Below are 21,271 nucleotides of genomic sequence, written 5' to 3'. Positions count from 1 at the left end.
CCTCGATACTACAACGGCTGGATGCAAATGGATAGCATCGCCACCCCCGCCCCCACCAATCTGCACTAGGCCTCTAAACCCCGTGAAGGATAGAAATCAGGCACGCGCTGAACGCGCGAATCCTTGGAGATCAGTGCGGGGCGGGCCGTCGGCGTCTGACTTGGCGTGAAGCTGGTCGCGTGCGTTGGGGATGTGTCGTAACTCGCGGCGAGGACACCGGGAGCAACGTCGCGGGGTCATGCTGTCAAGAGGGCAGCGGGGATGACTGCTATTCCGTCGCTTCGGCGGTAGGCCTCGGATCCAGTGGAGATCATGGCAGGTATCGGTCCATGGGTATTTCGATACCGAATCGACGAGAAATGCGCTACTAAATCGACGCATCCTGGGCCAATAATTCGACAAACCGCATTCGACGGGTGAATCGCAAGATGGCTGCCTATTCGAGATGGCTGACCAAATAAGAGCTGTTTCTAGCCGCGGTGGAACTCCGGGCGTTGCGGGTTACTGAGGCAATCTCGACCCAAATTGCCGACTTGTCGACGCCCGAGAAACTCGCGGTCATGGGCAGCCTTTTGCCCTTGGCCCGCGACGACGACGCCAGCAACCTCCTGCTCGAGGCCTGTGTGATTGCCCGACGATCGGTTCATCACCTCCATCGGCCCGGAGGCAGGAGAGGCCACCACGCCCAACGACTGAGACCCTCCGGGGAGTGGTTGGCCTTCAAACCTCTCATCCAGCAGGGCGGCCCGCATTCGGAAAATCACGCTCGAGCACTAATCTGGGTCGCCCATGCTTCCGGCTGATGTCAAGCCCATCTCGGTTGATGATCATGTGATCGAGCCGCCTCATTTGTGGCAGAGCCGGTTGCCTGCGTCCCACCGGGACCGCGGGCCACGGGTGGTGGAGTTGGAGAACGGCACTGAGGCGTGGCTGTACGAAGACCAGGTGATCCAAACGGTGCGGGGGAACACCCGGACCTTGCCGGGGTTCGACGATGACCCGTTGGGGGTGGCCCGATTCAGTGAGATGCGACCGGGTTGCTACGACCCGAAGGCCCGTCTCGACGACATGGACCTTGACGGGATCTGGGCCCAGATCAACTTTCCCGACTTCTGCCGGTTCGCCGGCCACCGGTTCGTGGTGAGCCACGACTTCGAGCTGGCCGCGCTCTGCGTGCGGGCCTACAACGACTTCATTCTCGAGGAGTGGTGCGGCACCGACCCTCGGCGGCTCATTCCCCTCATTGTGGTGCCGCTGTGGGATCCGGTGGCCGCCGCGGCCGAGGTGCGGCGCACTGCGGCGATGGGAGCCCGGGCGGTGGCCTTCTCGGAGAACCCCACCACGCTTGGGCTGCCATCGGTGTACACCGACCACTGGGAGCCCCTGTGGGAGGCAGTGGACGAGACCGGATTGGTGGTGTGCTTGCACATCGGATCGTCGTCCAAGCTCATCAAGTCGTCTGACGATGCCCCGCCGTGCACCGTGTTGCCCTATGTGGGGGCCAACTCGATGATCGCCTGCTCTGATTGGCTGTTCTCGGGCATCTTGGACCGCCATCGGGCCATCAAGGTGGCCTTTTCCGAGGGCGGGGCCGGTTGGGCGCCCTATCTGCTGGAGCAGGCCAGCGAAGTGTTCGAGAGTTTCCGGGTGCAGCTTCCGGTCGAGCGCCCTCCTCGGGAGACATTCGCCGAGCACATGACGGTGTGCATGCTGCGCGACGACACCGCCATTGCCGCCCTCGATGTGATCGGCGAGGACAACATCACCTGGGAGTCCGACTACCCCCACGAGTCCACCCTCTTCCCCCACAGCATGGAATCGCTCAAGCACACCACCGCCCCCATGACCGAGGACGTCGCCCGAAAGTTCGCCGAAACCAACGCTCGCGGGTTGTTCAACATCAGCGCCTGAGCCACAGTGCCAGAAGTAGGGTGAATTCAACATGTCAATAGGAGCGCACTAATGGACAAGACCGAGTCTCTCCTCGGGCCCCGATACAACTGGAGCGTCGAGGAGGCCGAGGGACTGATTTCGCGTCCATTCCACGACCTCCTGGCTGCTGCCCACGAGGTTCATCGGCTGCGCAACGATCCCCATGTTGTCGAGGCGGCGATGCTGCTGTCCATCAAGACCGGGGCATGTCCCGAAGACTGTGCCTACTGCCCTCAGTCGGCCCGGTGGAACACTGGACTCAAGCCCGAGCGGCTCATGCCCGTCGACGACATAATGGCCGCGGCAGAGAAGGCCAAAAGGGCCGGCGCAACCCGCTTCTGCATGGGTGCGGCGTGGCGAGAGCCCAACGACCAGCAAGTCGCCGAGGTCAGCCTCGCGGTCCGCGAGGTAGGTGCGCTGGGCATGGAGACCTGCGCAACATTGGGCATGCTCACGGCCGAACAGGCCAACACACTGGCCGGCGCCGGCCTCGACTACTACAACCACAACCTCGATACGTCACCCGAGTTCTACGGCGAGATCATCACCACCCGCGTGTACCAAGACCGCCTCGACACGCTGGCCCATGTACGCGACTCCGGGGTGAAGCTGTGCACCGGCGGCATCGTCGGAATGGGGGAGTCGAGGCGTGACCGGGCCGGTCTGCTGGCCCAACTCGCCCAGCTCGATCCCCATCCCGAGAGCGTCCCCATCAACCTGCTGGTCCAGGTGCCGGGAACCCCGCTGTTCGGCACCGACAAGCTCGATCCCCTCGAGCTGGTCAGGACCATTGCGGCTGCTCGGCTGATGATGCCGGAATCGGTGGTTCGGCTGTCGGCCGGTCGCAACGAGATGACCGACGAGCTCCAGGCCCTGTGCCTTCACGCCGGGGCCAGCAGCATCTTCCTTGGTGATCGGCTCCTCACCACCGCCAATCCCGGAGCAACTCGAGACGATGCGCTGCTGGAAAGGCTCGACACCAATTTGGCGGTGCAATGACCGCAGCCACTCGTTCTTCCGCCTTGCTGGGCTCAGTGCGATGAGGGTCATCGACTCCCGGATCGACACGGGATCGTCAGCATTTGCGGCCAATGCGGCGGCCTACCGGGAAATGGTGGCGGTCTTGCGAGAACGCCAGGGTTGGGTTATCGACGGCGGTGAAGGCCGAGCCCGGCAAATCGAGCGCCACCACGCCCGGGGCAAGGTGATGGTGCGCGACCGGATCGATCTCGTCACCGACGATGGGACCCCGTTCCTCGAGCTGTCGATGCTCAGCGGGTGGGGGCAGTACGACGATGCTGCCCCCGGTGCGGGAATCGTCACCGGGATCGGGATCGTGGGCGGCGTCCCCTACGTCTTCATCGCCAACGACGCCACCGTCAAGGGCGGGTCCCTGCTCCCGATGTCGATCAAAAAACACGTAAGAGCCCAGGACATCGCGGCTCAAAACGACCTAGGCGTCATCTACCTGGTGGACTCCGGCGGCGCGTTCCTGCCGCTCCAAGATGAGCTCTTCCCCGACAAAGACCACTTTGGCGGCAGCTTCTATCGCCAAGCCCGACTGTCGGCCCAAGGCCTGCCCCAGCTCTCGGTGGTGTTGGGCGGCTGCACGGCTGGCGGCGCCTATGTCCCGGCGCTGAGCGACGAGGTGATCATGGTTCGGGGCATCGGCCGCATCTTTCTCGGTGGCCCGCCCATCGTGAAGGCGGCGCTGGGCGAGATCATCGAGCCCGACGACCTCGGCGGCGCCGAACTCCACACCCGGGAATCGGGCGTTAGCGACCACATGACCGAAACCGAGCACGAGGCCTACGGGCTCCTGCGTGAGATCTGCGAGACCACCAACCAGCGCAGCTTCGACCACCGAGAGGGTTGGATCGATTGGGCCGAGCCGGAGCCGCCGGCCTACGACGTCGGCGAGATCTACGGAATCGTCAGCGCTGACGACCGGATTCCCTTCGACGCCACCGAGATCATCGCTCGAATGGTCGACGGCTCCCGATTCGCGCCGTTCAAGCCGTCATGGGGTGACTCCGTCGTGTGCGGATTTGCCCGGCTGTGGGGTCATCTCGTGGGCGTCATCGCCAACAACGGCATCATCTTCAATGAGTCGGCCCTGAAAGCGACCCACTTCATCGAGCTGTGCGAGCAGCGCCGAGTGCCGCTGGTGTTCTTGCAAAACACCAGCGGGTACATGGTGGGCCGAGACTCGGAGGTCGGGGGGATCGCCAAGAACGGCGCCAAGATGGTCGCGGCGGTGGCCAATGCCACCGTGCCCAAGTACACGGTCTTGATCGGCGGGTCGTACGGCGCGGGCAACTACGGGATGTGCGGCCGCGGATTCGATCCCCGTTTCCTGTTCGCGTGGCCGAACTCGCGCATCGCCACCATGGCGGCCGACACCGCGGAGACGGTGCTGGTCGATATCCGGGTCGGCGGCATGCGGGGCTCCGAGACCACCGAAGCCGAGCTCGAGGCGATTCGCACCGAGATCCGCCAGCAGTACGAAACCCAGTCAGATCCGTACTATGCGACCTCGCGGCTCTGGGACGACGGCCTCATCGATCCGGTGCATACCCGAGACATCCTGGGGCTCTGTCTGGCGCTGGCCGCTCGACAAGACGAGCCACCACCCGGTCCTGGGATCGTCTACCGCATGTGAGCCCATGCGCATCTTGATCGCCAACCGGGGGGAGATCGCCCGCCGGGTCATCCGCACCGCTTCGGCCCTCGGCCACGACACGGTTGCGGTGTACGCCGATCCCGATGCCTCCGCCCCCCACGTCGCCGAAGCCACCTGTTCGTATCGAATCGGTCCGGCTCCGTTGGCCGAGTCGTACCTCTCGGTTGAGCGGCTGTTGGCCGCGGCGCACGAGACGGGGTCTGACGCCGTGCATCCCGGCTATGGCTTCTTGTCGGAGAACGCCCCCTTCGCCCAAGCGGTGCTCGATGCCGGCCTCATCTGGATCGGCCCTTCTCCCCCGGCCATCACGGCCATGGGCTCCAAGATCGAGGCCCGACAGTTGGCGAAGTCTGCTGGAGTTCCCGTGATCCCCGGCTTTTCCGAGTCCCAGAGCGATGACGACCTTCGCGCCGCGGCCGTCGACATCGGCTTTCCGGTGCTCATCAAGGCCTCGGCTGGCGGCGGTGGCAAGGGAATCCGGATCGCCCGCTCAGACGACGAGTTCTCAAGGGCGCTGAGCGAGGCTCGCCAGGAGGGGGAGCGTTCGTTCGCCAACGACGACATGATCGTTGAGCGCTACATCGAACGCCCCCGCCACGTCGAAGTGCAAGTAGTGGGAGACAAGCACGGCGCGATCATCGATCTGGGCACCCGCGAGTGCTCGGTCCAACGCCGGTACCAGAAGCTCTTCGAGGAGGCTCCCGCGCCCAACCTGCCCGACACCACCCGCCGGTCACTGCGCCAGTCGGCCGTTGCCCTGGCCGACAGCATCGGCTACGACTCCACCGGAACCGTCGAGTTCATCGTCGACGACGACGACCCCCAGTCGTTTTTCTTCTTGGAGATGAACACCCGCCTCCAGGTAGAGCATCCGGTCACCGAACTCGTCACTGGGCTTGATCTCGTCGAGCTCCAGATTCGGGTAGCCGCTGGCGAACCGCTTGGGTTGGCCCAAGATGACATCAGGTTGAGCGGCCATGCCATCGAGGCTCGGATCAACGCCGAGAACGCCGCCGACGACTTCGCGCCCCAGATCGGAACCATCACCCATCTCGATGTCCCGCCAGGATGCCGCTGGGACTCAGGTATCGAGGTGGGCAGCGAGATCTCACCCCACTACGACCCCATGATCGCCAAGCTGATCGTGTCTTCGGACGATCGGGCCGGCGCTACCCAAGAGCTGGCCGATGCGCTCGACCGGCTGCTCATCGGCGGCGTTGTCACCAACTCCGGCTTTCACCGCTGGCTTCTCGACCGGCCCGAGGTAGTCGCCGGCCGGGTTACGACCCGCCTTTTGGACGAGATATCGGTAAGCGACAACTCATCCGCCGCGGCTGAGGTCGCGGCATCGGCCTGGCGGACTGAGGCCGGGCAAGCCACCGGCAGTCCGTGGCACGACCTCGGCACTGCCGGGTTCACGCCCCACCAGCACCGGCGTCGGCTGTTCTTGCGGGACTTCACCGGGCAGGTTCATGAGGTGGACCAGACATCGACCCAGGAGTTCCCCGGCGCATTCCATGTCGATGTCGTCAATCGACGGGTCGTCGTCAATCTGAGCGGGCAGTCCCACACCTTTCAGGTAGTCCCCCGGTCGGATCACTGGGCGCCGAGCATCGGGAGCGGCAGTGGGCCGGCCAACTCGGTGGTGGCCCCGTTTCCCGGAGTCGTCTCCGAGGTCCTTGTCGAGTCGGGCGGTGCTGTGCTCGGCGGCGACCCTGTGGTGGTCATTGAGGCCATGAAGATGCTTCATACGCTCGTCTCGGCCGGCCCAGGTACCGTCGACGAAGTTCGTGTGTCGCCCGGCGATACGGTCATGACCCACCAAGTGCTGGTGACCTTTGAGCAGGAGGAACTCGCTTAGCGGAGCGGTGAGTGCTCCCGGCCTATTTCTTGGACTCGCGTCCGAACTTCTCCATCGACTTCTCGAACTCTGCCGCCGAGGAGTAGACCGCCACCCGGTCGAATTGCCGCTGGATATTCCGATCGGTCACGTCGGCGTGCAAATCCACCGCCATCTTGGCCAGCCCCAGCGCCTCGGTGGGCAGCGACATGAGGTGGCGGCAGAACGCGTATACCTCGTCCATCAACGACTCCGCGGCGTACACCTCATGCACCAGCCCGATGGATTTGGCCTGATCCGCGTCGATCTCCATGGTGGCCATCGCCATCCATTTGGCCCAGCTCGGTCCGATCAACCGGGTAAGCCTGCTGGTGCCCCCGCTGCCGGCGATGCTTCCCAGCTTCACCTCGGGCAGGGCGAACGATGCCTCCGGGGTGCAGAACCGGAAGTCCACCGACCCGGCCATCTCCACCCCCGCGCCCAGACATCGTCCCTGGATGGCCATGATTACCGGCTTTTCCACCGCCTCCATCTCGTCGTAGAGCAGGTGGTGGCTGCGATAGTCCCGCCGGAAATTCCACCCCGGGTGCTGATCCATGGTCTCCGGGTTGCCGGGCCGGTTCCCCGCCGGGCTGGAAATGTCCTGTCCGGCGGTGAAGTAGCGGCCTTTGGCGGTGATCACCATGCAACGCAGGTCGTCGCGGTCGCCCAGCGCCAGCACTGTTTCCCACAGCGCCGCGGTCATCTCGTGGCTGATGGCATTCAGCTTGTCGGGACGGTCGAGGGTGACCGTGATGATGCCGTCGTCTACATCGATGACGGCGTTGGGGTGCCCTTTGAGTTCTCCTGGCACCTAGCCAGCTTCGCGCAGGCGGGTGGTGCGGTGCACCGGGTCGGTGTCGATCTTGGGGATCACGTGCTCGCCCATGAGCTGGATCATCTTGAGGTCGTCGGCCCGTTCAGCCGAGCCCAGGCCGAACACCAATTGGTCGGCACCGGCGTCGGCCCACGCCTGGGCACCCTTGAGCGCCTGGTCGGGGTTGCCCATCACCGCGCCCGGCTGACCGATCATCGCCTGGGCCTCCTCGATGGGGGGCATGGGGATGGTCTGGGGCCAGGGCGGCACCCACTCGGGGCGGGGGAAGGTGTCGTGGTAGCGGAACACGTTGGACTGGAGGTAGGTCATCGACGACCGCATGATGGCGTCCACTGCTTCTTCGGTGGTCTCGGCCACGAACGCCCCGCTGGTCACCATGATGTTGTCGTTCACGAACGCCCCCACCGGCTCGGCGTTGCCGATCTCGTTCTTGTACGCCTCCAACACCGGGGCCAGCTCGGCCAGCTCTCCCACCGAGAAGCCCAGCACGCCGAGGCCCTTGCGGGCGGCCATGGCGTAGCTGGTGGTGTTGCCCGCGGCGTACCACATGGCCGGGTGGCCCTTGCCCCACGGCTTGGGCAGCACTTTGCGGGGGGGAAGAGACCAGAACTTGCCCTCGTACCCCTCGTAGGTGTCCTGAGTCCACATCTTGGCGAACTCGCCGATCACGTCCTCCCAGATCTCCTTGGTGGCGGTGGTGTCGGTGATGCCCTCCTTGTGCAAGAAGCCCAGAATCTCGTGGCTGCCCGCGCCTCGCCCGGTGCCGAACTCGAACCGGCCCCCCGACAGGTGGTCGAGCATGGCCACCCGCTCGGCCACCTTGGCCGGGTGGTTCACCTGGGGGAGCGGGTTGAATATGCCCGAACCGATGTGGATTCGCTCGGTGGCATGCGCCAGATAGCCGGCCACCGCGTCGTTGGCCGACAAGTGGGAGTACTCGTCGAGAAAATGATGCTCGGTGAGCCACACATACTTGAACCCGGCCTTGTCGGCCGCGATCACCAACTCCAGTTCCTCCATCAGCGCCTTGTGCTCGGCTTCGGGATCGCCCTCCCGGCGAAACTGGGGCACATAGCCCTGGATGAAGACTCCAAATTCCATGTCAGCCTCTTTTCTGGGTGCTTCCGGCGGTAATTTCCTAGCACCCCGCTGGCCGAATGGCCCAAGCAAGTCCTAGGCCGCGGCCTCCCGCAGGCGGGTGGTGCGGTGCACCGGATCGGTGTCGATCTTGGGGATCACGTGCTCGCCCAGCAGCGCGATGGTCTTGAGGTCGTCGGCCCGCTCGCTGGAGCCCATGCCGAACACGAGTTGGTCGGCGCCGGCGTCGGCCCATTGCTGGCAGGCCTTGAGAGCCTGGTCGGGGTCGCCCATCACGCTGCCCGGCTGGCCCACGGTCTCCCACAGGTCATCGGCGCTGGGCATGGGGATGGTCTGGGGCCACGGCGGCACCCATTCGGGCCGGGGGAAGGTGTCGTGATAGCGGAACACGTTCGACTGGAGGTACGTCATTGATGACCGCAGGGCGTGGTCAACCGCTCCTTGGTCGGTCTCGGCCACGAACGCCCCGGTGGTTACCATCAGGTTGTCGTTCACGAACGCCCCCACCGGCTCGGCGTTGACGATGTCGCGCTTGTAGGCCTCCAGCACCGGGGCCAGCTCGTCGAGGGCGCCCACTGAGAAGCCGAGCACGCCGAGGCCCTTGCGGGCGGCCATGGCGTAACTGGTCACGTTGCCCGCCGCGTACCACATGGCGGGGTGGCCCTTGCCCCACGGCTTGGGCAGCACTTTGCGGGGCGGCAGCGACCAGAACTTGCCCTCGTAGCCCTCGTAGGTGTCCTGGGTCCACATCTTGGCGAACTCGCCGATCACGTCTTCCCAGATCTCCTTGGTGTGAGAGGTGTCGGTGATGCCCTCCTTGTGCAGGAAGCCCAGGATTTCGTGGCTCCCCGCGCCCCGTCCGGTGCCGAACTCGAAGCGGCCTCCGGTGAGGTGGTCGAGCATGGCCACCCGCTCGGCCACCTTGGCCGGGTGGTTCACCTGGGGGAGAGGGTTGAATATGCCCGAGCCGATGTGGATGCGCTCGGTGGCATGCGCCAGATAGCCGGCGATGGCGTCGTTGGCCGACATGTGGGAGTACTCGTCGAGGAAGTGGTGCTCGGGCAGCCACACGTACTTGAACCCGGCCTTGTCGGCGGCGATCACCAAGTCGAGCTCCTCCATGAATGCGGTGTGCTCGGCATCGGGATCCACGTCCCGGCGGTGCTGGGGCACGTATCCCTGGATGAAAAGTCCAAACTCCATGTCGGCCTCTCTGTCGATTTTCGGCAGATATTTCCTAACATCCCGCCCGCCTCAGGGCATAAGTGCGAGAGCGAATAGGCTGCCGGGCCGTGCCTCCCATTCGCCCCGAGCAACCGCCAACTCCACCCCGAGATGCCTTCGCCATCCACCGGGCCCCGGTCGATGGCGACCTGTCGCTGGCCTACATAAGAGAGGGAGAGGGCGGCTATCCGCTAGTGCTGGTCCACGGCTATCCCGAGACCAAGCGCGTCTGGTGGCGCAACATCAAGCCCTTAGTCGAGGCGGGCTACGAGGTGATCGTGCCCGACTTGCGGGGCTACGGCGATTCCGATCTGTCAGCCGACGACCAATACGACCTGGTGCTGTACTCCCGAGACATCCACACCCTGGTCCACGACGTGCTCGGCCACCAGCGGGTAGGGCTGTTGGGCGGCGACGTGGGCGGGGCGGTGATCGTCGACATGGCCAACCGCTGGCCCGAGTTCGCCGAGCGGATGGTGTTCTTCAACACCGTGGCCCCCTTCATCGTCGACCAGGTGGACTGGTACACCGAGCGGGGTCTGTCGCTGAACCCGCTGCCCCACGGTCCCACCGGCGACTACCGCATCCGCCAGGGCCGCGACCCCGACCAGCTCCGGGCCGACCTCGACACCCCCGAGCGCTGCCGCCGCTACGTGCGCGACTGCTACGAGCACCGGCTGTGGGCCTCCCAGTACTCCTTCGAGGAGGAAGACATCGATTTCATGACCGAGCCGTTTGCCGATATCGAGCGGCTCGCTGCTGGCTGGTCGGTGTACCAACTGGAGTACGGCCGGCCAATGACCGAGCCGCCCATGATGGGCACCCAGGTGCAGGCCCCCACGCTCATCTTGTACGGCCCCGACGACCAAGTAGTGCCCAAGGACTTCCCCAAGCGCTGCGAGATCGCCTTCGCCAACCGGGTGGGGCCGGTGGTGATCCCCGAGTGCGGTCACTTCCTCCAGTGGGAGCGGGCCGACGTGTTCAACGAGCTGGCCAAGTTCTTCTTCGCCGATCTCAGAGCGGGGCGGGGCTGATGCACCTCAACGAGTTCGCCGACACCGTCGAGCCGCTGGACATGACGGCCACCGCCGAGTTCGAGAGTCTGTGTACCAGCGCCGCCGACCTCGGCATCGCCCACGGCTCAAACATCTCTTATGTGTCTCGCAACATCGTGGCCCGCCATCACCGCTTCCATTTCTCGGAGTGGGGCAGCCCCGACGCCCCCACCGTGCTGTTGCTCCACGGCGGCAACCAGTCGTGCCACTCCTGGGACTTGGTCAGCCTGGCCTTGGCCGACCGCTACCGCGTTCTGGCCCTCGACCAGCGCGGCCACGGCGACAGCGAGTGGGCCCGAGACGCCGACTACTCCTCGGGGGCCATGGCCGCCGACGCCGCTGCGTTCTGTGAGGCACTCAGGGTGGCTGACCCCATCATCATGGGCCACTCCATGGGCGGCATGAACACCATGCGCCTTACCCTCGACCACCCCGAACTGGCCCAGGCCATTGTGCTGGTGGACATCGGCCCGGAGATCTCCGAGGTGGGCACCCAGGTCATCCGCACCTTCGTGACCGAGAACCGGGAGTTCCAAGACCTCGATGACTTCGTGGCCGCCGTGCAGAAGTACGACCCCTATCGCAGCCGGGAGCACATCGAGCGCACCGTCAAGTACAACCTGCTCCAACGGGTGGACGGCACCTACATCTCCAAGGTGGACCACGGCCCCCGGCTGGCCCACGGCGACGAGCACCGTCGAGCCGGCGACCGCTTCACCCTGGAAGACGCCGAGCGGATCGCCCAGCCGGTCCTGCTGGTGCGCGGCGCCGACTCCTGGGTGCTCACCGAAGAGGCCGCCGAGCGTTTCGCCGACGCCTTGCCCAACGGCCAACTGGTGACCGTTCCCGATTGCAGCCACAACGTCCACGGCCAAAACACCTCTGGCTTTTTGGCCGCGGTTGAGCCCTTCTTGGCAAGCTTCTCGTCATGAGCGACATCAGCGCCGCGGTAGAGGCCTGGGATGAGTGGTGCGACCTGCTCAAGCGGATGGGCCACGAGGTGGTCGCCCCGCCCTATCCGACCGACGACGGCGGCGACATGGAGATGCTCGAGCACCTGGCCGACAACGTGGAGGGGTTCTTGGGCTGGGAGGTATTCCACGCCGACCCCACCCGCCCGTTCTTCAACCGCCAGAACGACCTGACCGTCCAATGGGGCGGCCCCAACGCCGACAACGTGTACCGCCACGCCCGCATCGAGCCCGGTCGCCGCTACCGCATCACCGGCAACATGCACGGGTGCGACGATTTCATCATCGCCCTGCGGGCCGGGTTCATGCACAACGACATCTGGGGCACCAAGGCCACCATCACCGCCCACGACCTGGGCCTCGCCCGCCACGACGACTTCGAGATCCTGCTGGGCGGCGACGAGCCTGGCGCGGTGGCCATTCCCGACGAGGTGCTGTCGGCGTCGATCCGGGAGTACTACTTCGACTGGACCGCCGATGAGCCGGCCTTCTTCACCATCGAGTGCCTCGACCCCGAGCCGGCCCCCGTGCTCGACGGCCCCACCTTCGCCAATCGGGTGCGCCGGGCCATGATGCAGATGACCGACTCCATCGAGCGGTGGAACGCCTACATGGTGATGAACCGGGCCGAGCGCATCGACAACACCTTCACCAACCGCACCCTGGAGGTGTCCAAGGGCCTTTCCATGGCCCGCTACGAGTTCTGCTTCTGGGACTTGGCGCCCGACCAGGCCCTGATCGTCACCGCAGACGTGCCCGAGGCCCACTACTGGGGCGCCCAGCTCTACATGATGGGCACGTTCGAGCTGGTCGACACCTACGCCCACATCTCCTGTCGCAATCAGACCCAGACCACCGTCTCCTCCGACGGCAAGGTGCGCTATGTGGTGTGCGGCACCGACCCCGGGGTAGCCAACTGGCTCGACAACGCCAACCGCCGCAACGGCCTGTGCACCCTCCGCTGGTTCTGGCCCACCGGCGACCAAGCTATGGCCCCCACCACCGAGGTAGTCCCTCTAGACGAAGTAGCCACCGCCCTCCCCGACGACCACCCTGCCGTCACCCCCCAGGAGCACGCCACCGACCTAGCCACCCGTCAAGCCCACCTCAGGCACCGATTCAGGACCTAGGGCCGCATCAGGCCGCCGCCATCCACCTGGAAGGTCTCGCCGGTGACGTATTGGCTGGCGTCGGATAGCAGGAATCCGATCACCGGAGCGATGTCGGTTACGGGGTCGCCGTCGCGGCCCATGGGGTGGTTGTCGAACAGGGCTTTGTAGGACGCCAGACGGTCGGGGTCGTCTTCGGGCGGGGCTCGGTGGGCCACCGACGCCGGGTTTACGCAGTTCACCGTGATGCCGTCGCGCCCCCATTCCCGGGCCGCGGTGCGGGTCAGTGAGCGGATGGCTTCCTTGGATGCCCCGTAGGGTCCATAGCCCGGCCCGCCGGTGATCCCCACGTTGGTGCCGAAGGTGATGATGCGCCCCCGGCCCTTGGCTGCCATGTGGGGGTGAACCGCCTGCATGAACCACAGCGTGCCTTTGGGGCCGGTATTGAGCAGCAGGTCCATGTCGGACTCGTCCACATCCAAGAGCGGCATGGTCGGGCGAAACGACTGGGCGTTGGCCACCAGCCCATCAACCGTGCCCCACCGCTCCACCGTGCGATCAATCACCTCGTTGGTGTGGTTTCGGTCGCCCACCGATCCGTCCACCGCCAGCACATCGCCGCCCCGCTCCCGCAGCTCAGCGGCGGTGGCCTCGATGCGCTCGGGCTTGCGGCTGGTCACCGTCAGCTTCACGCCTTCGTCCACCAGGTACTCGGCGATCCCCCGGCCAATCCCCTTCGAGGCTCCGGTGAGGATCACGACCAGACCTTCCAGCATCGCCTGAGCGTACTGTTCTAGGTGATGCCACCCTGCTTCAGCGGCCATGAGCTGGACCCCTGATCCCCGGCCCGACTGGGTAGCCGCCGTGAACCGGGGCGACGCCGGCCCGGTGGTCGACGAAGCCCGTCGCCCGTTCGACCCCCACCTGCTCATGGCCGAAGCCCTGGTCCGCCAAGGCCGAGCCCCCGATGACCGGGCCGCGCTAGGCGACGATGCCTTCGCCGAACCCCTCACCCTGTTCTGTCACGGGCTGGAGCACGAGGCCGACCTCACCGTCATGGGCCGGTGGATGTCCCGCCGCATGATTCTCCGGCTCCTAGAAGTCCGCATCCAGATCAACGACTATCTGGCCGCCGACCCCGGCACCCTCGACGAGCCCGTCGACCAGCCCATTTTCGTGATCGGCGCACCCCGCACCGGCACCACCGTCATGCACGGCGTGCTGGCCCAAGACCCCGCTCACCGGGCCCCGGAGGGCTGGGAGTTGCTGCGCCCCGTGCCCCCGCCCCACCCCGATCCCGATGTCCGGGCCACCGACCCCCGCATCGCCCTGGCCGGCGCCGAGCTGGTCATGCCCCAGACGGTGGCCAGCGGGATGCTGGCCATCCACGAGTACTCCGGGCGCATGTTCAAGGAGTGCCTGTCGGCCATGTCGTTCGAGTTCCGCTCCGAGGAGATGGTCAGCCGCACCGACGTGCCCACCTACCAGACCTGGTACGACACCGCCGATCTGCGCCCCGCCTATCGCACCTATCGCAAGGTGCTACAGATCTTGCAGCGGAAAATGCCCACCCGGCGCTGGGTGCTCAAGTCGCCCGCCCATCTCCAAGGCCTGCCCGCTCTTATGGAGGTGTTCGACGACGCCCGCTTCGTGATCACCCACCGCGACCCCACCGCCATCTTGCCCTCGGTCACCAGCCTGATCGCTACCATGCGCTGGGCCCACTCCGACCGGGTGGATTTCGCCGCCATCGGCCGATACCACCTCGATCTCTACGCCCGCAGCCTCGACAATCTCATCGACCTCATCGATTCCGGCCGCCTGCCCGCCGACCGCACTGCCCAGGTGCCCCATCGCCAGGTGAGCACCGAGAAATTGGCCGCCGCCCGATCGGTGTACGAGCAGCTCGGCATGGAACTGAGCGCCGACGCCGAGGTCGCCATGGCCGCCTACGTGGATGCCACGCCGCCCGGAAAGCACGGCGAACACCGCTACGAGTTCGAAGACCTCGGGCTCACCCGAGCTGAGGTTCGGGCCCGCTTCGCCCGCTACATCGACCGCTTCGATATCCCAGTGGCTGACGATGGCTGAACAAGAGCACCCCGAAACTGCATCGGCCTACCGGCTGGCCGAGTTGCTGGGCGAACTGCCGCACCCCGACGACTTCGGCCCCGAGGCCTACGAACTGGTGGAGCGCACCCGCGACCTGGTGGCCGCGGTGTCGGCCAACGACGCCGACCCTGCCACCCGAGCTGAGATCACAGCCGCCCTGGCCGACATCACCGAGCGGCTGCGGGCCTTCGCTCGCGACCCCCACATCGTGGTGGCCAAAGACCATGACGGCACCATCTACAACCTCACCCAAGCCGGATCAGGCCTGCTCAACCCCCACGCCCCCCGCCTCATCTTCGATCCGGTGCCCCCACCCGACCCCAACGCCGACCCCCGACCAGTGGAGATGCGGGCCACAGTCACCCTCACCGAAGCCCACTCCGGCCCACCCCACCGCGCCCACGGCGGCGTAGTGGCCACCATCCTGGACGAGGCCCTGGGCAACGCCGCCACCCGAGCCGGCGCCACCGGCCTCACCGCTGGCATCAACATCCGCTACAAAACCGGCGTCCCCCTCCACACCCCCCTAGAAGTCACCTGCCGCTACTCCCACACCGAAGGCCGCAAACACATAGCCACCGGCGAACTAAGAGCCGGAGAAACCATCTGCGCCACCGCCGAAGCCATCTTCATCACCGAATCGCCCTCCTAACTACATAAGAAAGCCGTGGGACCCAACATAGGCGGGTTGGGGGGTGGCCCGGCTCAGGGCGCCCGCCGCCCGCAGCTCTGCGAGGACGGTGGGCTGGGCCGGGACAGGACCCGCCAACCCGCCGGGGGATGGCAAGACGAAACTGGCAACAAGCCAGAGATATGCCACCATAAGCGAATGGTCGACATCGCACCCCCGGACGAAGCCGACATCCTAGGCACCGCAGTAACCGCCTCCGGCCTGGCCGCCGAAGCCCCGGTGAAGATTCCCGTCCAGCGCTACCTCTCCCCTGAATTCGCCGAACTGGAGTACGAGCGCATGTGGCCCAAGGTGTGGCACGTGGCCTGCACCGTCGACCACATCGCCAACCCCGGCGACTGGTTCGAGCACCGCCTCGGCAAATATTCGATCATTCTGGTTCGGGGCGACGACGGCGTGCTCCGCGGCTTCCAGAACGTCTGCCGCCACCGGGGCAACTCCATCTGCCAGGGATCGGGCTCCGGTATCACCGAACTGCGCTGCCCCTACCACCGCTGGGCCTGGGACCTCACCGGCCGTCTCCGCGAGATCCCCTCCCGCCGGGGTTTTGGCCCCATCAGCAACGACGATCTCCCTCTGGTGCCGGTGCAGGTGGACACTTGGGCCCGCCTGGTGTTCGTGAACCTCGATCTCGATGCCGAGCCGCTGGCCCAGTGGCTGGAGGGCATCCCCGACGACATCGCCTGGGCCAACCTCGACGAGTTCCGGGGCACCTATTCCACCGCCACTCCGGTGAACTGCAACTGGAAGGTGGTCAACGAGGGCTTTTCCGAGACCTACCACGTGCAGGGCCTGCACCGGGAGATGCTGGGCAGCATCAACGACGTCAACTCCCCCCAGCGCATTTGGGACCGCCACGGCGTGTCGTATCAGCCCTACGGCGTGCCCAGCCCCCGCCTGGGCCGCAACGTGGACGATCAGACGGTGTGGGAATCGTTCGTGGTCACCCAGGGCGGCCGCATGGGGCCCGAGCACGCCGAGCCCGGCAGTCCCGTCCCCGAGGTGCCCGACGGCCAGACCCTCCAAGACGTGATCGCCCAGAAGATCAGGGACCATCAGGCCACCATGGGCGTGGATCTTTCGGGCTACGACACCGCCCAGATCACCCACCTCAGCCAGTACAACCTCTTCCCCAACACCACCGTGCTGATCAGCGCCGACATCTTCACCGTGCTCACTGCCCGGCCCGGCCCCAACCCCGACGAGGGTGAGCTGGCCACCATCCACCTCAGCCGGATGCCATCGGCCGACGCTCCGGCGTCGCCGCCGGTCCACGTCACCGTGCCCATGGACCAGGCCGACTTCGGGTTTGTGCTCAACCAAGACTTCAGCGTCATCCGCACGATGCAAAAGGGCCTCCACCAGCCCGGCTTCGCCCATGTGTGGCTGTCGGGCGAGGAGTGCCGCATCATCAACATGCACCGCAACCTGGAGCGCTACCTGGGCCTGGAGCCCGGCGGCTGGGTGCCGGTCGATCAGGCCCGGTGAGCCTGCCCGACCACCCCGAGGCCATCACCCCCGACTGGCTGACGGAGAACCTGGCTGAGCGCTACCCCGGCACGGTGGTCACCAGCGTGGAGGTGCTGGCGATCCACGCCGGCACCAACGCCAACGCCCGCCTGGCCGTCACCTACGAGGGCGACAGCGACCTGCCCGACACCATGTTCGCCAAGATCCCCCCACTCGACCCCGACCGTCGAGCCCAGATCAACCAGACCGGCATGGGCCGCCGCGAAGCGCTGTTCTACCAACAACTGGCCCATCGGGTGCCCATGCACACCCTCACCCCCTTTGTGGCCGCCTTCGACCCCGACACCGGGGCGTTCGTGCTGCTGCTGGAAGACCTGGACAACTCAACCAAGTCCCTGCCCGACTACAGAAGTGGGGTCCCGGTGGCCTACGCCGCCGAGGCCATGGACCACTTCGCCGAACTGCACGCCCGCTACGAGGATCCCGACCGCCGGGCCGCCGAGGCCGACTGGGTGCCGCTGGCCACCATGGGGAGCGACTACGGCGCCCGGCTGCTGCGCTACGGGCTCGACAACCACCGCGACAAGCTCACCGACGCCTTCGCCGAGATCGCCGAGCTCTACATCGACCACACCGCCGAGCTCCACAAGACGTGGGCCGCAGGCCCCATCGGAGGGCCGGCCACCGTGCTCCAAGGCGACGGACACATCGGCAACCTGTTCGTGACCGAAATCGGCGGACCGGGCTTTTTGGACTGGGGCCTCATCAACGTGGGCGCGCCGATGCGCGACGTGAGCTACTTCCTGAACATGTCCATGGACCCCGAAGACCGCCTGACCCACGACCACTCCCTCATCCAGCGCTACCTCGACGCTCGTATCACCCACGGCGCCCAGCCCATAGCGTTTGATGATGCCTGGCTCGCCCACCGAATCCACGCCGCCTACACCGTCCCCGCCAGCTGCCAAGTGGTCACCTTCCCCGAAGACGCCTCCCCCGGCCGCCAAGCCTTTGCCGCCGCCTTCCTAGCCCGCTCCGAAGCCGCCCTAGCCCACCTAAACCCCCGCCCCGCCCTCCGCAACGCTGTGGGCATCTGAGGTTCGAGGGGTGGCTGTTTGGGGTCGGATTGCGGGATTGGCGTTAGTCCTGTCAATCGCCGGGTCCGCAGTCACAGTCAGCGTTGCCGCCGGATACACAGAGCACGACGAAACGAAGACGAGTACCTCATTCGCCGAAATTCTGTCGGCATCAGACGGCTTCGCGGGCGACGGATTCGGCATTGCCGTGGATGTGGACGGGGATGTGATGGTGGTCGGCGCTTTCGGCGCGGCCTACGTGTTCACCCGATCAAACAGGCAGTGGTCCGAGACGGTCAAGTTGACTGTTCCCAACGAGCCCCTGGGGTGGGATCCGATCCGAGTACCGGAAAAATCACCCGAGGACGAACCGGTTGAAGGCCTGGGTATCAGAATTGACGATTCAGGCACTGTGTATGGAGGATTCGGCCGGTCGGTGGCTGTTGATGGCGACGTGATTGTGGTGGGCGCCTACGAGGCGGCCTATGTGTACACAGCAGTTGAGGGTCAATGGGTAGGGACGGCCAAGCTGACCGGACCCGATGATCTCAGCGGACTGGGTCCAAACCCTGATGGTTCGCACACGATCGGAAGAAGCTCTTTTGACAGGTTTCTCGAAGGGGGCTTCGGCTCGTCGGTGGCGTTAGACGGTGACGTGATTGCCGTGGGGGCCAATGGCGTCGTTCGACTTCCTGAAGGCAGCTCAGGGACCACGCCTTCCGGTGTCGAGAACTTGGACTCGGTCTATGTGTTCACCCGTCATGAGGACAATTGGCGGGAGACAGCCAGACTTGTCCGTCCCGACGGGCTGCGATCGTACGACTTCGGCACAGATCTTGATGTAAGCGGCAACGTATTGGTTGTCGGCAGCCACTCGGCGGCGTTCGTGTATGAGCGCTCTGGTGATGAATGGTCGGAACCAACTGAACTGTTCCCCGTTGATCGCAATAGCAGATTTGGGTTTGGTCAGTCTGTGGCCGCCAGTGCCGACTTTATTGCCGTCTCCTCCCGGCACGGGGTACATGTGTTTGAGCGCTCTTTCGGAGTTTGGGTTGGGGAGATCCTGGAGCCGTTCTTTGACCCTGACTACTACCGGTTTGGCTTGGATGTAGACCTGGATTCAAACCTGATGGTCCTAACCCCTCGCAAAGACATCGCGGGGTCGGAGATGACCCCAATCGTGTTCAGCTTGTTCGACAGACCCAGGGCAGATTGGCGTGTGACGGGGACGTCAAGCTACGGCAGCAAAGCCTGGAAAGTTCAATCTGTGGCCATAGGCGGCGGGGTGATCGCGTTGGGAGCTCATTTGTCCACCTACGAAGCGGGGGAGGATCTTGTGTGGCGCACAACCCATAAGGAACCAGGGGTTGTACACACCTACAACTTGCAAGTTCTCACGCCCGCGGAGGGAGGGGTCGCGCCAGCGGAAACTCCAGTCGGATCGACCGCCGAAGAACAGCCAACCGCCATTGCGGAGCCAGCGGCGACCCCACTCGCTGTGACGACTCCGACGGCTGCGGAAACCCCGACTGGAACCGCTGTGATCACTCCGGCAGTCACTCCAATCCCAACGGAGATGGCAGCGGCCTCGCCGGTGCTGATCAACGACGATTCGACCGATGGAGGCACCAACGCTGTCTGGGCAGGGGTGATCATCGCCCAGTTGGCGCTCATCGTTCTGGCCGTGGCCTATTTCGCCATCCGCCGCAAACCGTCTGACGACGCTGGCCGCTACAACACCTGACGCTTCCCTTCGGGCGTCCCGTACCATGGCGGGCATGGCCCTGGCCCAGATGCAGCCGCACGTTGAACTGCCGTTCCTCATCAACGACGCCGACAACCATTTTGTGGAGCCCCGCGACCTGTATGTGAACTACGTCGATCCCAAGTGGCGGCACAAGGCGGTCACCTTCGAAGCCGATGAGGAGGGCCGCTGGGTGGGGGTGTTCGGGGGGCAGCCTTCCCGGCTCAACCAGGCGGTGGCCCTGGTAGCGGCCGACGACGATGCGGCTGCCGAGGTGGCCGCCCGGGCGGTGCCCACCGCGGGCGACGAGAACCAGATGAAGGCCGGCCAGTCCAACATCCACTCCCCGGGGATGACGCTGTCCCGCCTCAACCCCTATCGCAACCTCTCCATGGACGAGCGCATCGAGCTGATCGCCTACTTCCGCGACCAGGAGGAGTCGTGGGGCAACCGCGATCTGCGGTTGGCCCTCATGGACTCACAGGGCATCGGCGCCGCCCTCATGTTCCCCAATCAGGTGCTGTCACTGGAGTACGAGTTCGCCGACGATGTCGACGGCATCTACGCCAACACCCGGGCCTACAACCGCTGGATCAACGAGGAGATCGGCTGGGGCTACCTCGATCGTCTGTTCCTGCCCGCCTACATCTCGCTGGCCGACCCCGACGAAGCGGCTGCCGAGGTCGATCTGGTGCTGAACCAGGGCGCTACCGTCGTCCAGATCATCAGCGGCCACGCCCACGGCGGACGCGATAACACCCGGGGCGGCCGCTCCATGGCCGATCCCATCTATGACGGGTTCTGGGCCCGCATCAACGAGGCCGAGGCCCGAGTGGTGACCCACCTGGGGGCCACCGACTACCAGAAGAACGGGGCCGACTGGAGCGAAGATCCCGAAGACGGGCTGGGCGAGTTCGACGCCCTCCAATGGGTGCTCTACTGGGGCGACCGCCCGGCCATGGAGACGGTGGCCGCCATGGTGCTCCACAACCTCTTCGGCCGATTCCCCAACATCAAGGTGTGCCTGTCGGAGCAGGGCACGGTGTGGCTGCCCTACATCCTCCGCAAGATGGACCACGCCTATCTCATGGGCCGGGGAGCCCGGTGGGGTCCCAAGCTCGACCGCCGCCCCAGCGACATCTTCAGAGAGCACTTCATCGTGGCCCCCTTCCCCGAGGAGAGCGTGGCCCGGGTGGTGGACGCAGTCGGTATCGAGCCCATTGTGTTCGGCTCCGACTTCCCCCACAGCGAGGGACTGCCCTTCCCCGCCCTCTACGCCACCACCCAGCTCAAAGACATGAGCGACGCCGACATCAAAACCATCATGTGCGACAACCTGGCCCGATTCCTCAACATCGAACCGGCTCCTGTCGCCGCAGGGAGCTAGGC

The 21,271-nt window shown here is 65.5% G+C and carries 17 protein-coding genes; 13 read left to right on the top strand and 4 right to left on the bottom strand.

The window, feature by feature from the left end; translation table 11 throughout:
- The first annotated feature begins 789 nt into the window (after positions 1-789).
- The 4 genes from ACOGJC_RS09820 to ACOGJC_RS09805 are packed head-to-tail and all read left to right on the top strand — an operon-like array spanning position 790 to position 6,476.
- A complete protein-coding gene (locus ACOGJC_RS09820) occupies positions 790-1,911 on the top strand; it encodes an amidohydrolase family protein (RefSeq protein ID WP_419844822.1) in 1,122 nt (373 codons plus the stop codon).
- Positions 1,912-1,962: 51 nt separating this feature from the next.
- On the top strand, positions 1,963-2,931 hold the full coding sequence (bioB, locus tag ACOGJC_RS09815) for a biotin synthase BioB (RefSeq protein WP_419844821.1): 969 nt from the start codon (positions 1,963-1,965) through the stop codon (positions 2,929-2,931).
- Positions 2,932-2,971: 40 nt separating this feature from the next.
- The gene (locus ACOGJC_RS09810; protein ID WP_419844820.1) at positions 2,972-4,594 is read left to right on the top strand and encodes an acyl-CoA carboxylase subunit beta; all 1,623 of its coding nucleotides are present in this window, start codon (positions 2,972-2,974) and stop codon (positions 4,592-4,594) included.
- 4 nt (positions 4,595-4,598) lie between these two features.
- Positions 4,599-6,476: an acetyl/propionyl/methylcrotonyl-CoA carboxylase subunit alpha gene (locus tag ACOGJC_RS09805; RefSeq protein ID WP_419844819.1), complete on the top strand. Its 1,878-nt coding sequence runs from the start codon at positions 4,599-4,601 to the stop codon at positions 6,474-6,476.
- Between the two features lie 22 nt (positions 6,477-6,498).
- Here ACOGJC_RS09805 and ACOGJC_RS09800 read toward each other — a convergent pair whose 3' ends face one another.
- From ACOGJC_RS09800 to ACOGJC_RS09790, 3 genes are all read right to left on the bottom strand, one after another.
- Complete coding sequence (locus ACOGJC_RS09800; protein WP_419844818.1) at positions 6,499-7,308, bottom strand: enoyl-CoA hydratase/isomerase family protein; 810 nt, start codon at positions 7,306-7,308, stop codon at positions 6,499-6,501.
- The gene (locus tag ACOGJC_RS09795) at positions 7,309-8,433 is read right to left on the bottom strand and encodes an LLM class flavin-dependent oxidoreductase (protein WP_419844817.1); all 1,125 of its coding nucleotides are present in this window, start codon (positions 8,431-8,433) and stop codon (positions 7,309-7,311) included. It lies immediately after the preceding gene.
- A gap of 72 nt (positions 8,434-8,505) precedes the next feature.
- Positions 8,506-9,633: an LLM class flavin-dependent oxidoreductase gene (locus ACOGJC_RS09790; protein ID WP_419844816.1), complete on the bottom strand. Its 1,128-nt coding sequence runs from the start codon at positions 9,631-9,633 to the stop codon at positions 8,506-8,508.
- Between the two features lie 89 nt (positions 9,634-9,722).
- On the opposite strand from ACOGJC_RS09790, the gene ACOGJC_RS09785 reads away from it, so the two are divergent.
- Genes ACOGJC_RS09785 through ACOGJC_RS09775 form a run of 3 tightly spaced genes read left to right on the top strand, consistent with a single transcriptional unit; the run spans position 9,723 to position 12,810 of the window.
- Complete coding sequence (locus ACOGJC_RS09785) at positions 9,723-10,688, top strand: alpha/beta fold hydrolase (protein ID WP_419844815.1); 966 nt, start codon at positions 9,723-9,725, stop codon at positions 10,686-10,688.
- The gene (locus tag ACOGJC_RS09780) at positions 10,688-11,641 is read left to right on the top strand and encodes an alpha/beta fold hydrolase (RefSeq protein ID WP_419844814.1); all 954 of its coding nucleotides are present in this window, start codon (positions 10,688-10,690) and stop codon (positions 11,639-11,641) included. The genes ACOGJC_RS09785 and ACOGJC_RS09780 overlap by 1 nt, the downstream gene beginning before the upstream one ends.
- Positions 11,638-12,810, top strand: a complete 1,173-nt coding sequence (locus tag ACOGJC_RS09775) for a hypothetical protein (RefSeq protein ID WP_419844813.1) — start codon at positions 11,638-11,640, stop codon at positions 12,808-12,810. Before ACOGJC_RS09780 ends, ACOGJC_RS09775 begins: the two co-directional genes overlap by 4 nt.
- Here the strand turns inward: ACOGJC_RS09775 and ACOGJC_RS09770 are convergent.
- Positions 12,807-13,613: an SDR family NAD(P)-dependent oxidoreductase gene (locus tag ACOGJC_RS09770; protein WP_419844812.1), complete on the bottom strand. Its 807-nt coding sequence runs from the start codon at positions 13,611-13,613 to the stop codon at positions 12,807-12,809. The genes ACOGJC_RS09775 and ACOGJC_RS09770 overlap by 4 nt on opposite strands.
- Between ACOGJC_RS09770 and ACOGJC_RS09765 the strand changes: the two genes are divergently transcribed.
- The 6 genes from ACOGJC_RS09765 to ACOGJC_RS09740 all read left to right on the top strand — a co-directional run bounded on the left by ACOGJC_RS09765 (position 13,612) and on the right by ACOGJC_RS09740 (position 21,269).
- Positions 13,612-14,880 carry a sulfotransferase family protein gene (locus tag ACOGJC_RS09765; protein ID WP_419844811.1) on the top strand — a complete coding sequence of 423 codons (1,269 nt, stop codon included), beginning with the start codon at positions 13,612-13,614 and terminating at the stop codon, positions 14,878-14,880. The genes ACOGJC_RS09770 and ACOGJC_RS09765 overlap by 2 nt on opposite strands.
- The gene (locus tag ACOGJC_RS09760; RefSeq protein WP_419844810.1) at positions 14,873-15,553 is read left to right on the top strand and encodes a PaaI family thioesterase; all 681 of its coding nucleotides are present in this window, start codon (positions 14,873-14,875) and stop codon (positions 15,551-15,553) included. Before ACOGJC_RS09765 ends, ACOGJC_RS09760 begins: the two co-directional genes overlap by 8 nt.
- A 177-nt stretch (positions 15,554-15,730) precedes the next feature.
- Complete coding sequence (locus tag ACOGJC_RS09755) at positions 15,731-17,080, top strand: aromatic ring-hydroxylating oxygenase subunit alpha (protein ID WP_419844809.1); 1,350 nt, start codon at positions 15,731-15,733, stop codon at positions 17,078-17,080.
- The gene (locus ACOGJC_RS09750) at positions 17,077-18,159 is read left to right on the top strand and encodes a phosphotransferase (RefSeq protein WP_419844808.1); all 1,083 of its coding nucleotides are present in this window, start codon (positions 17,077-17,079) and stop codon (positions 18,157-18,159) included. The genes ACOGJC_RS09755 and ACOGJC_RS09750 overlap by 4 nt, the downstream gene beginning before the upstream one ends.
- A gap of 10 nt (positions 18,160-18,169) precedes the next feature.
- Complete coding sequence (locus ACOGJC_RS09745; RefSeq protein WP_419844807.1) at positions 18,170-19,882, top strand: hypothetical protein; 1,713 nt, start codon at positions 18,170-18,172, stop codon at positions 19,880-19,882.
- A gap of 34 nt (positions 19,883-19,916) precedes the next feature.
- The gene (locus tag ACOGJC_RS09740) at positions 19,917-21,269 is read left to right on the top strand and encodes an amidohydrolase family protein (protein WP_419844806.1); all 1,353 of its coding nucleotides are present in this window, start codon (positions 19,917-19,919) and stop codon (positions 21,267-21,269) included.
- Positions 21,270-21,271 lie beyond the last annotated feature (2 nt).

The sequence above is a fragment of the Candidatus Poriferisocius sp. genome (genome assembly GCF_965204015.1).
Taxonomy (GTDB): domain Bacteria; phylum Actinomycetota; class Acidimicrobiia; order Acidimicrobiales; family Bin134; genus Poriferisocius.
This window is presented reverse-complemented; position numbering and strand designations above follow the sequence as displayed.

What these genes read in the sequence shown, in the direction of transcription:
- ACOGJC_RS09820 (WP_419844822.1), top strand. Translation starts at nt 790, where the DNA reads ATGCTTCCGGCTGATGTCAAGCCCATCTCGGTTGATGATCATGTGATC.
- bioB (WP_419844821.1), top strand. Translation starts at nt 1,963, where the DNA reads ATGGACAAGACCGAGTCTCTCCTCGGGCCCCGATACAACTGGAGCGTC.
- ACOGJC_RS09810 (WP_419844820.1), top strand. Translation starts at nt 2,972, where the DNA reads ATGAGGGTCATCGACTCCCGGATCGACACGGGATCGTCAGCATTTGCG.
- ACOGJC_RS09805 (WP_419844819.1), top strand. Translation starts at nt 4,599, where the DNA reads ATGCGCATCTTGATCGCCAACCGGGGGGAGATCGCCCGCCGGGTCATC.
- ACOGJC_RS09795 (WP_419844817.1), bottom strand. Translation starts at nt 8,433, where the DNA reads ATGGAATTTGGAGTCTTCATCCAGGGCTATGTGCCCCAGTTTCGCCGG.
- ACOGJC_RS09790 (WP_419844816.1), bottom strand. Translation starts at nt 9,633, where the DNA reads ATGGAGTTTGGACTTTTCATCCAGGGATACGTGCCCCAGCACCGCCGG.
- ACOGJC_RS09780 (WP_419844814.1), top strand. Translation starts at nt 10,688, where the DNA reads ATGCACCTCAACGAGTTCGCCGACACCGTCGAGCCGCTGGACATGACG.
- ACOGJC_RS09775 (WP_419844813.1), top strand. Translation starts at nt 11,638, where the DNA reads ATGAGCGACATCAGCGCCGCGGTAGAGGCCTGGGATGAGTGGTGCGAC.
- ACOGJC_RS09765 (WP_419844811.1), top strand. Translation starts at nt 13,612, where the DNA reads ATGAGCTGGACCCCTGATCCCCGGCCCGACTGGGTAGCCGCCGTGAAC.
- ACOGJC_RS09770 (WP_419844812.1), bottom strand. Translation starts at nt 13,613, where the DNA reads ATGGCCGCTGAAGCAGGGTGGCATCACCTAGAACAGTACGCTCAGGCG.
- ACOGJC_RS09760 (WP_419844810.1), top strand. Translation starts at nt 14,873, where the DNA reads ATGGCTGAACAAGAGCACCCCGAAACTGCATCGGCCTACCGGCTGGCC.
- ACOGJC_RS09755 (WP_419844809.1), top strand. Translation starts at nt 15,731, where the DNA reads ATGGTCGACATCGCACCCCCGGACGAAGCCGACATCCTAGGCACCGCA.
- ACOGJC_RS09740 (WP_419844806.1), top strand. Translation starts at nt 19,917, where the DNA reads ATGGCCCTGGCCCAGATGCAGCCGCACGTTGAACTGCCGTTCCTCATC.